This window comes from Gemella sp. 27098_8_149 (genome assembly GCF_041433745.1).
Classification (GTDB): Bacteria; Bacillota; Bacilli; order Staphylococcales; family Gemellaceae; genus Gemella.
On record NZ_JAPWCB010000012.1, the window covers coordinates 1 to 13,714 of the forward strand.

Genomic DNA, 13,714 nt, shown 5'->3' on the forward strand with positions numbered 1-13,714 from the left:
TACGTTGTTGTATTTATCAGAAACTTCATACACTCCACGGAAGACATATTTCTTACCATCTTTAGTGATTGTATCAACTTTCTTCTCAACTGCATTGTAGTTTACATCATTTTCTGTTACTTCATCACGAGTTGATAGTACAACATCACCTGATTTAGTAGCATATGTTTTCGTTGTTTTTACAACTGCATCTGTTACTGGATTTTCAGCATCTTTGATTTCATTGCCATCAGCATCTACATATTTAACAACTACTGAACCTTTCGTGTCAGTTACTGTTGGTGTTGTTTCTTCTTGTTTATCTAGAGTATAGCTGTAGATAACGTGTTTCTCACCTTCTGTTACGTCCCCTGTTGCTGGAGCTGAGTCAGATGTTGGTCCTACATATTTGTAAACTAATCCTGTAGCTTCATCTTTTAGAGTTAGGTATTGTTTATCTGTAGTGTTATATGTTTCTTTAACTGTGCGTTTTTCTTTACGTTCAGATACTTTCACACCTTTTGAGTAAGTTACATAAGTATCTTCATACTCTAGAGGAACATTGTTTTTCACTACTTCTGTTTCTTTTAATGTTTTTAAGCTTCCATCTTCGTTAATCACAACGTGTTTTACATCAACAGAACCTGTTTTTGTAACTTCTGATTTAGACGGAGTTTTTTCTTCTTCACTTACTAGACGGTATTCGTAAACAACTTCTGTTGTTCCTTCTACTACTTTACCACTAGCTGCTGGAGAACCTTGTTTTAGACCTACATACTCATAAGTAAATCCAGTATCCGCATCTACTAAAGTTGGATATTGTTTTAGAGTTGTGTCGTAGTTTTGTTCTACAGTTGCTTTTTCTTCTCGTTCATCAACTTTTGTTTCACCTGAATAACGGCTTACGATAGTTTTAGTTTCTAATGTAACATTATTTTTATTAGGCTCTGATTTTAATTGTTTTCCGTCAGTAGTTACGTACTTGATAACTACGCTACCTTGTTTAGTAGCTGTTGCAGTTCCTGCTTCTTCTCTTGTAATCTTCAAGTTATAGTAGTGAGTTACAACTGGTTTTGCTTCGCTCATTACTTTGTAAGCGCGGATTGGTGTAATTACCTCACGTTTGTTATAAATTGTTTCATTATGAGAGCTTTCAGCTGTAGCTGAGAAACCATTGGCATCATCAGATAAACGTAAAAATCCATCTGAATCAGGTTGCACCTCATTCGAATTTTCATTATCACGATCAAAACTAACACCTTTATAGAACTTATGAATAGGCATAGTTTCTACTGTTGTTAAAGTTACCGAACCGTCATCGTTAACTTTAACTGAACCTTTTTTAACTAAATCAGATGTTGCTTCCTTGGTTACAGTATCTCGACCTTCAAGATAATTAGATAAAATTGCTTCTTTTGTTGTCACATGTGTACGTTTTGTTGTTGTAATTGTTTCCAGTTCTAAACTACCACTATCTACAATCTTATAATTTTTCTCAACTTTTACAGTAGTTTCAATATCACCTGAAATAGATTTTGTTTCTTTAATATTCGAAAATGTTAAATTTTCAAAATTACTAGAAATATTAGGTAAGCTTGGATTAAGTAAATCGTTAGCTTCTTGACTAGCAAGAAAACGATTACCTTCATCTGAACCATCTGAAACAAAGTTGTATTTACCTTGAATATCACTTGAAGTAGAGTTCTTTACGTATGCAACTTTCAAACCTTTGCTCTCTAAAGTAGAAACTACCGAATCCAAATAAGCATCCACTTTAGACTTAGCAGCCCTTATTTTCTCTTTATCTGAATCACTAGTTGCCTGATTTTCTGCAAATTTTAAAATTTCATATAAAACGTAATACGATTCATGATTTTTTAAAGCGTCCTTTATACTAGGATTAGTAGTTATAGGTAAAACATTATAGTCAGGTAAATCAAAGAAAGGTTTCAATTCTTCCTTTAAAATATCTTTATCAGGGAGTTCATTTGAAAAATTAACAAGTTTATCACCTGTGACAGTTCGCTCCACATCATCAGACGTACCAAAAATACCGTCTTTACCTGCTTCTAAAATATTAGCTGTTTGATCTGCACTCATTTGCTGTAATGTATAAGTAGGATTATCAAATCTTACAGAACTATCAGTATCGACAGCATCTGGAAGCACTTCATAAGTTTCTGAACTATAACGTTTTTTAGTTTTCACAAGACTAGAATTTGCCACTGCGTAAGTATCTTTATCAAGAACAAGAACTGAATCACCTTCTCGAAGAGTTACATTTTCTTTCGTGAATTCCTTAGCATCTGCTTGACCTGCTTTCCACTTAGTAACTGCATCCTCATCACTAGTTACCCCATCATTCGCTACAACGTACTTACCGTATTTACCATCAGCCGTTTCTTCTACTAGGTAGACTTTTCCTTTAGTTTTTGTATAGTCAATTTCACCTAAACTATTGTGCATTCCTTCTGGAGAAACTGGTGCTTCAATATCATTAAAACGTGTTTTGTCATAAGCAAGTTTATCGGCATTTTCGACTTCAGAACGAACATACTCGTAAACCTTGTTGTTTGCTTCTACGGTATCTTTTTTACCAGTTGCTTCTGTAACAGCATCCCCAGTTTTAGCCACTGTTGATTTACGGTAGTCTTTACCATCTGTATCGTAAGCAATACCTTTTTTATCGTAAGGAGTTTTTACAGTACCTGTACCCACTTCTACTGTTTCTGCAGGTTTTAAGTCTGACTTATCAGAATCAAGTTTGTAATTTACAGTTGCTTCTGATTTGAAGTTTAATGTATCATTACCATCAACGTCGCCTGTATTGTTGTTGGCTTTTGTTGGTTCAGCTGTACCTTTTTCTAATACTGCGTCCACTTTTACTGTTTTTGTTGCATCTTTATCGTCCGTAAAGGTTGTGGCTGCTGTCGAAGCTACTTTCGATGTATCACTAACTACAGTAACACTATCTCCACCATTTGAACTTACATTAGCTAAGGCAGTTCCTCCACTAGCTAATAATCCCATACCTACTAATAGTGTTGCTCCTATTAGTTTCGAATCGGTACGTCCATCTTTATATTTTCTTAACGAGAATTTTTCTTTCTTATTGTTTTTAAACATGATTCTCCTTCTCCATTTCTTTGAATTTTATAAGCTATCTTTTATGATATATAACTTAAGTCCCTTAATAAAAATCATGCACTTCTTATAAATCAATCTTGAAAACAATAATTTTTATTAAATTTCCTAGTTATTTTTTTCAAAATAACTATATGAAATCTTGCTTATACATCAATAATCTATCTTAAAAATTTTATCATTTCAAGAAATATAAGTCAATTATTTCACTCTCCTTTTATCAATGTATTTAACAACATTTTTCATCTATTAAAAATTATAACCAACTATATTATCATAAACTTTTCTGAAAAATCCTATTTTATAAAATAACATATAAAGAGGAGATACTTTATATTAAACTAAATTTGCATATTTTATACATAAATTCTTGAAAACATAAAAATATCTTCCTGGACTTGCTCCAAGAAGATATTAAGTTAACATATATTTATTTACCTTTTTGATACAACAAGTATCTCTTTACTATAGTTTCAATACTTTCTTATAGCATTCCATCGCTTTACTCTTCACATATTCTCTAGCAAAAGTAGAAGACTTATATTCACCATCCTGTTGATATTTTGCTAGAATCTCTAATAATTCATTAAAAGAACTGAAGGTTTTCGTTTTTTTACAGATACTAGCATAGTACTTATGCCCTAAATCTACATTTGAAAGAAGACAAACCAAACCTTTCGATGATGCCTCTACCGCAGAGTTAGCGAAACATTCACTATATGAACATGAAATATAGCCTTCATGTTTTTCATATGGTACTTTTTCTACAAAACCTGCAAATCTAACATTATTCGGTAAATCTGCTTCTGTGTAACCTTTTGGTAAATTACCGTAAATCGTTAGGTTACTGTTAGGTGTATTCTTAAAGGCTTCTATAGCTATTTCACATCTTTTAATAAAAGTCATATTCCCAACTATACACCAATCTTTCACAGATGTATATACTTCTTCTTCAACCTGTTCAACATATACCGGCGGCAAAAATCTGACCTTATCACTCCCGAGGCATTCTTCCAGCACAGGACTAGCAACAATATTATTACACCAACCTTGAAAGACAAATTTCATAAACGGCGCTAAAATATTATAGTGCGTATAAGCAAAAAGCTGTCTATTAGTATTTTGGAAAAATTTTCTCAGTTGAAGAGGATATTTGTCTATCATATCTACAATAAATCTATCATCTGTGGTTGAATTTTCCGCTAGATACTCACTCACCAATTGCCATTGCGACATTATCGCTCCTGTTTTCTTTATGTGATAACTATGATAATTTTCCGAAACATCACCTTCTAATACTATACTATTTTTGTTAAAAAGAATAAATTTTCTTTCTTTTGATATATATCTATATAATAGTTGAGAAGTATAACATTCTACATTACCGTTATTATATCTAACTAATCCGACAAATCCTTCTTTAGTATATTCTACTGCTCTTATATCTTCTAAATTTTCTAAAAAACTTTTGTCTACAGCAGGCTTATCCCTAGCTATATCAGATTTTTCTAAAATCACGTGATAGAAGTTTTTAAAACCTAAAGTTTCAAGAGTTTCTAAAAAATTCGGCACTAAATTATGAAGATTCGTAATAACAAGTTGTTGTTCGATACCCATTTCTTCAAATATACTTTGACGTGCTAATTGGCTACTTTCAAAGCCGTATATACTACAGGGTACCCCCTCTTTTATTGTAAATACTTTTACCATTTTCTACTCCAATACATCATCTAACCTCAAACCTCGACTCTTTGCAAGCCTACTTCTAAAGATCATTCCTCTAGCTTTTTTATCAGCTACCCTATAATACGAGGTAATCGTATTAACCACCAAAGCATTATCCTTAGTAACCATCCTTGCCCAAAGATGCCAATCCTCAAACCCATCACACTGCGAATCATATTTCCCTGCTTTTTCATAAGCAGATTTTTTATAAATTACTGTAGAATGATTAAATACATTTCTATATGCCAGCTCCAACCATAGCTTTTCTCCGAATAAGTTATAATATTCTCTTCGTCTTATCCCACTATCCATCTTAGCCTTGTCGTCAATAACTTTCGATCCTATTATATCCAATTTATCATTTATTTCTAGTTCATACAATAGGTAGTCTAAATGCCACGGCATCCATTCGTCATCTGAGTCCTGCCTTGCGATATACTTCGCAGTCGCATGAGATATCCCGGTATTTAAAGCCCTAGAGATACCTCCATGTAAAATTTTATAATAGTTCACCCTAGGATCGCTTAGATATTTTTTACATATTTCTTCAGTAGCATCAAGAGAACCATCATCAACAATAATCAATCTGAAGTTTTTATACGTTTGATTTAATACTGACTCTATCGCATCTGCTACTGTCTTTTCACTATTATAAACCGGCATAACTACATCTACGGTAAGACTCGATAATGATAAGTCCGTTGATTCTATACCGTAACTACTTAGAATTTTCGCCTCATTAGTTGTTAAAAATGTTCTAAAACTATGAACGCTAACCCCTGGAATATCTTTTGTCAAAAGAAGAGAGGTAGAATAAAAACCATAAACCTCGACAAATTCATATTTAGCTAGCAATTCATAGATTTCTTCTTCGAAACATTTATCAGATTGAACAGTTTCAACACCTTCTACATCGACAAAAACGCGTGGATGTTGATAATACAGAGCATCCCCTAGACTTTCTAAAGCTTTCTTAGTAAGTTTTTTTGTAATTATAATATCTTTCTCATCTATACATGCTCCAAGAGCCTGGCCTAAGAACACCTTTACCCTTTTCCCATTAGTCGCTCTTATAAAATCTTTAGGTCCAGGATTAAACGAGATTTTTATAAGTTTCTCCACTGGAAATACAGTATTATTTTCAAATATTGTATAATGTCCTTGCGATAAATTAATTACATGTTGTAAAGTCAGACCATTTTTGGCTACTTTTCTATCAGTATATTCTGTATACATATTCGGCGAAATAACAGAAGTACTGCCATCATCAAAAGTAAAGAGATGCATAGAGTTGTAATTAAATATACTAAGTGCCACCGGATTATCCAAACTTGCCAGATAAAACTTTTCAATTTTTATATTTTCTAATTTGTTTTTAAGTTTTTCAGGCCAATGTTTATCTTCTATAAATAAAAAATCCTCACAAAACTCTGACATTTTTTCTGCGTATATTTTCTGTCTACTATCATGAGACATTTTTAAATATATACCAAAAAACTTCTCACCTGTAGCCTTAGCAATCTCTCTCGCTACTAAGACTTGAAACGGTGAAGTACAAAAAATAATATTCATACACTATACCTCTCTATTAATCACTCTATTAGGCGCAAAAAACTACGCCAAAAAGCCTGTTTCTTTTATAATTACAAATATTTTATCACGTGGAAAAATTCTAGTCAAATGTGGTAGGTGGGGAGTACCAAGAGAATAGCGTGGGGTTTGAAAGTTTATATATTAGAAACGACTGGGATTATGTAAATAACGGACACATCTCCTCTACAGTTGTAATAGTCGTTGAGATTACGTAAATAAAAATTAATATCTAATTCGTAATTAACTCCCTTTTATACTTTATAAATCCAAAAAGAAAGCACCCTCGAAAATTATCAAGGGTGCTTTCAAGCCATTTATTTTATTTACTACTTTGTCTTTATGATTTTATTTTTTATTCTTATTTTTCTTTACGACGTCTTGATGCTGCAAGCATTCCAGCAAATGTCGCAAGTCCTAATCCTGCTAGTCCAGTGTTAGTTTCTGTTGTTCCTGTGTTAGCTAATCTCTTAACTTGAGCATTTGCTTTTGGTTGAACTGGAGCATTGTTTTGACCTGATTTTTCAGGTGTTACAACTGGTTTAGGTTGAGGTTTTTGATCTTTGTCTTGTTGTGGTTTTGGATTTGCCACGTAGTTGATCGGTGTATCTTGACCTGGGTTTGTTGGGATATCTGGTACGATGTATCCTTTAGTTGGGTCTTGTGGATCTACTGGTTTAAGTGGGTTTCCATTTCCATCAACTGGAGTGTATCCTGGTACGTATGGTAATACCGGTCTATCACTTCCTGGTTTTGTTGGATCTTGTGGATCGTTTGGATATTTGATTGGGCTTGTTGGTTGTCCTGGGATGTTTGGTACCCATGATCCTAGTGGTTGATAAACATACGTTACTGTCGAACCATCTTTTCCAATCTTACCTTTAGCTTCTCCGTCTACACGTACAAGCACATATCCTGGAATCACTTTTCCACTTGTAGAGTACTCATCACCTTCATGTCCTTCTGTTGTTTCTGAAGGGATTAAATCTTTCCCATTTTCATCTACATATTTAACTACTAATTTTGCTTTATTCGCTACGTAGTTAATTACTGTATCTTGACTTGGATCTGTTGGAATGTTTGGTACTACATATCCTTTTGATGGATCTTTCGGATCAACCGGTTTAAGTGGGTTTCCATCTTTATCTTCTGGAGTGTATCCTGGTACATATGGTAACACTTCTGTTGGTTGTCCTGGTTTTGTTGGATCTTGTGGATCGTTTGGATATTTAATTGGACTTGTTGGTTGTCCTGGGATATTTGGAATCCATGATCCTAATGGTTTGTAAACGTATGTTACTGTTGAACCATCTGTTCCAATCTTACCTTTAGCTTCTCCATCTACTCTTACAAGCACATATCCTGGAATAACTTTTCCAGTTGTTGTGTACTCATCTCCTACTTTTCCTTCTGTTGTTTCTGCAGGGATTAAGTCTTTTCCTTTTTCATCTACATATTTAACTACTAATTTTGCTTTGTTCGCTACGTAGTTAATTACTGTATCTTGACTTGGATCTGTTGGGATGTTTGGTACTACATATCCTTTTGATGGATCTTTAGGATCTACTGGTTTAAGTGGATTTCCATCTTTATCTTCTGGTGTAAATCCTGGTACGTATGGTAATACTTCTGTTGGTTTACCTGGTTTTGTTGGATCTTGTGGATCATTTGGGTATTTAATCGGATTTGTTGGTTGTCCTGGGATATTTGGAATCCATGAACCGATTGGTTTATAAACGTATGTTACTGTTGAACCATCTGTTCCAATCTTACCTTTAACTTCTCCGTCTACACGAACAAGTACGTACCCATTGATTACTTTTCCAGTTGTTGTGTACTCATCTCCTACTTTTCCTTTTGTTGTTTCTGCAGGGATTAAGTCTTTTCCTTTTTCATCTACATATTTAACTACTAGGTTAGCATCATTTGCTTCGTAGTTAATTACTGTATCTTGACTTGGATCTGTTGGAATATTTGGTACTACGTATCCTTTTGTTGGATCTTGTGGATCTACTGGTTTAAGCGGTTGTCCATTTCCATCTTTTGGAGTGTATCCTGGTACGTATGGTAATGTTTCTGTTGGTTTACCTGGTTTTGTTGGATCTGTTGGATCGTTTGGATATTTAATTGGGTTTGTTGGTTGTCCTGGGATATTTGGAATCCATGATCCGATTGGTTTGTATGTTACTACTTCTGTAGTATCTTTTGAATCTGCAGTTACTTTTGTAGCTGGTACAGTTGCTTTGTCAGCTAAGTATCCTTTAACTACTGGTGATTCAACTTCAGCTAAATCTTGTTCTGGTGTCCAGTCTCCGTATGTAACTTCTCCTGTAACTAAGTTTACTTTTGCTTCACGTGTGAATTTAGCTTCTTGTGTTACTGTTTTTGGTGTTCCATCTTCATTTAACACTGGAGTTCCATCTGCGTATACGTATGTAATTGTACGCGTTACTGTTTTATTTAGATCTTTTTCTTCTAATCCAGCTGGGTATTTAGGTCCTTCTGGGTTGTTTGGATTTACTGGTGTTCCTAGTGTTTTCGGTTGATCTGGTGTTACTGTAACTTCTTTAGCTTTAAGTGTTACTTTGAACTCTTGATCTGTATCTTTATCTTTATCGAACTTACCACCTTCTGGGTATGTATTAGATACTAATTCATATCCTTTGTTTTCAAGTTCTTTAATCTTAGCTTTTACTTCAGCTTCTTTTGTTAATGGTGTATCTGAGTCACCTTCTTCTGTAATTGCGTCTACTCCTGGAATTGGGTTTCCTTTTTCATCTACGAAAGTTGTTTTCGCTTTTTGAGTATCTTTTACGTAGTTGATTGGAGTGTCTTGACTTGGATCTGTTGGAAGATCTGGTACGATATATCCTTCTTCTGGATTGTTTGGATTCACAGGTTTAAGCGGATTTCCATCTTTATCCTTCGGTGTGAATCCTGGTACATATGGTAATGTTTCTGTTGGTTTACCTGGTTTTGTTGGATCTGTTGGATCGTTTGGATATTTGATTGGACTTGTTGGTTGTCCTGGGATATTTGGCACCCATGATCCGATTGGTTTGTATTTTATCACTTCTGTAGTGTTTTCTGAGTCTGCAGTTACTTTTGTTGTTGGTACTGTTGCTTTATCAGCTAAGTATCCTTTAACTACTGGTGATTTAACTTCTGCTAAGTCTTGTGCTGGTGTCCAGTCTCCGTATGTAACTTCTCCTGTAACTAAGTTCACTTTTGCTTCACGTGTGAATTTAGCTTCTTGTGTTACTGTTTTTGGTGTTCCATCTTCATTCAATACTGGTGTTCCATCTTCATTCAATACTGGCGTTCCATCTTTTTCGTATACGTATGTGATTGTACGTGTTACTGTTTTGTTTAGATCTTTTTCTTCTAATCCAGCTGGGTATTTAGGTCCTTCTGGGTTGTTTGGATCTACTGGAGTTCCTGGTGTTTTCGGTTGATCTGGCGTTACTGTAACTACACGTTCTTTAAGTGTTACTGTAAACTCTTGATCAGTGTTAACATCTTTATCAAATACTCCGTCTGTTGGATATGTATTAGATACTACTTCATACCCTTTGTTTTGAGCTTCTTTAATTTTGTTAGCAACTTCCTCTGCTTTTGTAAGTTTTTCTCCATTTGTACCTGTTTCAGAAATAGGTTCATTTCCTTCTACTTGTTTAACATTTCCGTCTTTATCTTGGTAAACAAATGTTGTTGTTGCCTTTTGAACTGGTGTATATGTAACTACTTCATTAATATCTTCTGAAGCGCTAGTTACTTGCACTGTCGCTACTGTAGCTTTATCAACTGTGTGTTTAGCTATTTCTGGTGATTTAACTTCTGCTAAATCTTGCGCTGGTGACCAGTCTCCATATGTAACTTCTCCTGTAACTAAGTTTACTTTTGCTTCACGTGTGAATTTAGCTTCTTGTGTTACTACTTTTGGAGTTTTGTCTTCATTTAATACTGGAGTTCCATCTGCATATACGTATGTGATTGTACGTGTTACTGTTTTGTTTAGATTTTTTTCTTCTAATCCAGCTGGGTATTTTGGTCCTTCTGGATTGTTTGGATCTACTGGAGTTCCTGGTGTTTTTAGTTGATCTGGTGTTACTGTAACTTCTTTTTGTTTTAATGTTACTTTGAACTCTTGATCTGTATCTTTATCCGTATCGAACTTACCACCTTCTGGGTATGTATTAGATACTAATTCATATCCTTTGTTTTCAAGTTCTTTGATTTTAGCTTTTACTTCATCTTCTTTTGTTAATGGAGTTTCTGATCCACCTTGTTCAGTAATTTCAGCTACTCCTGGAATTGCATTTCCTTTTTCATCTACAAATGTTGTTTTCGCTTTTTGGATTGCTGTATATTTAACAACATATTCATAATCTTCATCTGTAGCTGTTGTTGCTTGTACTGGTACTTTTTCAACACTTGCGATATATCCTTCTTTTTGAGGTACTGCAAGTTCTGGAAGATCAGTACTTTGACCATCAGTTCCTTTCCAGCTAGTATAAACTGGTCTGTCATTAGAGTTAATTACCGCTTTCCCTTCTGCAGTTAACTTGATTGTACCTGTGTAACTTACAGTTTGTTTTTGTGATGGGAATACATCAGTACCCGCTAAACCTGCAACATTATCAGCGTATACAAATTTAATTGTACGGTTTACTTCTTCTACTTTTGTTTTCTTAACATAATTATATTCTGCTGGGGTAACAAATGCAGATCCATTTATGCCTTTAGCTTTTAATTCTTCTTCAGAATATAAATCTCTTGCTCTTGTCTTCGTAACACTTAGTGTTCCTCTTGCATTTTCAGCAGGGATATCTGCAAGAATGTATTCTTCCCCATTAACTTCTTTAACTAAGTCTACAGGATCATTACTTACATCATATTTATTTCCAAGTACATTAGTATAATCTTTTGCACCATCTTCACTTAAAGGAATATTCCCCGTATATCTTGTTGGTGCAAAACCTATAACTTCACCTGTCACTAAATCTTTGAATGTTCTAACAACAGCTCCTGTTGGTGGCTCACCCTTAGGTGTACCATCTCCTGTTATATTCCAACCATTTGGCACTTTAGTTATAACATCTTCTTTCTCACCGTTAACAGATTCTCCACCTGATACAGTAAGAGTTGCCGCAGTTTTATCGTTTCCTACATAACCTTGTTTAATTAATCCATTTTCATAAGTAATATTAGAATATTCACTTGTTAAAGTTTTGTCTTTTACTACTTTTTCAATACCTAAAGATTGTAAAGGCATAGATACTGTAGAACCTTCTTGAATAGTTCCTTCTGTAACTGTAAGTTCTAATTCTGTTGGCGAAATTAATCTAGGTGTTAATGTGAATCCAGTGTCACGACCATCGTTCAGAATCCAAACGTTGTTTTCATTAGCTTTAACATTAGCCCATCGACTAGCTGGACGATATGTAATACTATCTCCTTTATTAGGGTTAATAGTAGACGCTGTATTTAATCCATTTACAAAGTTAGAACTTCCTTCAAGTTCTTTAAATTCAGTAAAATTTGCATTTGGAAGTTTAATAGTAAATTTAGAACCAACTCCATAACGAATATCTGAATCAGTTTTTAATACGATTGAATCACTTCTACTTTTTAGCTCATTGTTAAGGTAGTTCAATCCATTATTTTCACTTAGTGATGCACTAGTACCTTGTTTTTGATAGTTAGCCTGTTGACCTTTTCTTGTATAAGTATGTTCAAGAACTGTACGCCCATCAATTTTAATAGTTGCTGTATACGGAGTATCTTTTGAAATTTCTGGTGCATAGTATCCACTCCCCGATAAGTTACTCGCTCCAAACGACACATTCGGATAGTCTTTTACTTTATCGTTCCACTCAATGTTGTAAGTATATGTACCAGTTTCGTTAGCTACCGCTGGTTGCTCAGCAAGACGCTGATCATAAGTCATTCCACGTTGTGTACGTTGGGCCCAATATGGTGTAGATTTGTTATTGTTGTTTCCTGTAGTTGTTTTAAAGTCGATAGATTTAACTTTACCAACTACCGTTCCATCAGCCGCTGTAATTTTCGTATTTACTGCTAAACCACTACCTAGCTCAGCTAAGTTAGTAAGTTCAATTTTTGTAATAGAACCTGCTTTAAGTGTAGATGTACTAATAACAGTGTCAAATCCCCATCCTACAGGTTTTGTGTTATCAGCATTCATATCAACATAAGCATTTGTTACAGCATTAACTGTTTCTCCGTCTTTAAGAACATCTTTTCCTGTGATTTTTGAAGCAGTATCAGCTAATACTGTTTCTACTCTTCCACGGTGTCCAGCACGTTGCATTGTTACATACACTGCTTCGATTGCTTTTTCTAATTCTTTACGTTGTTGATCTGCATCTTCTTTTGTTGAAGAATCCGAGTTGAAAATATCTAATGCTTTTGCAACTTCTTTTTCAGATGTCGCTACCGCTGCTTTGATTTCTGCTTTTGGTGCTTCTTCTTTAACTTCTTTTGTTGCGAATGTTGTTGCAGCTTGGTTTACTGCTTTTGCTTCTGAAACTGCTTTTTCTAAGTTTTCTTTAGCTACTTTTGTTTCAGATTTTTCTTCTTTTTTAGCTTCTTCTTTTTTGTCTGCTACTTTTTCTGCAGTTTTTTCAACTTTGTTTAAGTTATTAATAGCTGCTTCTAATGCTGCTACTTGTGCATCTACTTGTTCTTGTGTAACTGATGCTTGCGCTACTAAGTCTTTAGCTTTGTTTAATTCTACTGCAGCACTTACAGTTTTAACTTGTTTGTCTTCTGATAACTCTTGTCCTGCTAATGACACGAATAAGTTATCTAATTGGCTAATTTTTGCTTGAAGAGCAGTTTTATTTACTTCTTTAGCTTTTGCTTTCTCAGCTTTTGCTTCTTCTGTTTTTTCTTCTTTAGCAGCTGCTTTTTCTGTAGTTTCTTCTTTAACTTCAGCTTTTGGTGCTACTTCTTTTGTTTCTGCAGTTTTTTCAGCTACTTTTTCAGCTACTTTTTCAGCTACTGCTGGTGTTTCTACTTTAGCTGTTTCTGCTTTTTCTTCAGTTGTAGTTGCTGCTGCTTTTTCAGCTACTGCTACTGTTGTTTCTTGTTTGTTAGTATCTGCTGCTTGCGCTGCTCCACCTAGGAACATAAAAGCAGATGCGATAAGAACAGATGCTGTTCCTGCATTAAACTTTTTGATACCGTAGTGGTTAACTTTCTCATATTGTTTTTTATTATTCATTTTTGTATTGTTTTTACTAAACATTAC

4 protein-coding genes are annotated in these 13,714 nt (G+C 34.5%); all 4 read right to left on the reverse strand.

Features of this window, described 5'->3' with window-relative positions; genetic code table 11:
• On the reverse strand, positions 1 to 3,105 hold a 3,105-nt coding region (locus O3801_RS06095), incomplete at its 3' end, for a hypothetical protein (protein WP_371454403.1).
• A gap of 483 nt (positions 3,106 to 3,588) precedes the next feature.
• Complete coding sequence (locus O3801_RS06100; protein WP_371454404.1) at positions 3,589 to 4,833, reverse strand: glycosyltransferase; 1,245 nt, start codon at positions 4,831 to 4,833, stop codon at positions 3,589 to 3,591.
• Between the two features lie 3 nt (positions 4,834 to 4,836).
• Positions 4,837 to 6,420 (reverse strand): glycosyltransferase family 52, encoded by a 1,584-nt coding sequence (locus O3801_RS06105; RefSeq protein WP_371454405.1) that lies wholly within the window; start codon positions 6,418 to 6,420, stop codon positions 4,837 to 4,839.
• A 379-nt stretch (positions 6,421 to 6,799) separates the two neighbouring features.
• Complete coding sequence (locus tag O3801_RS06110; protein WP_371454406.1) at positions 6,800 to 13,711, reverse strand: mucin-binding protein; 6,912 nt, start codon at positions 13,709 to 13,711, stop codon at positions 6,800 to 6,802.
• Positions 13,712 to 13,714 lie beyond the last annotated feature (3 nt).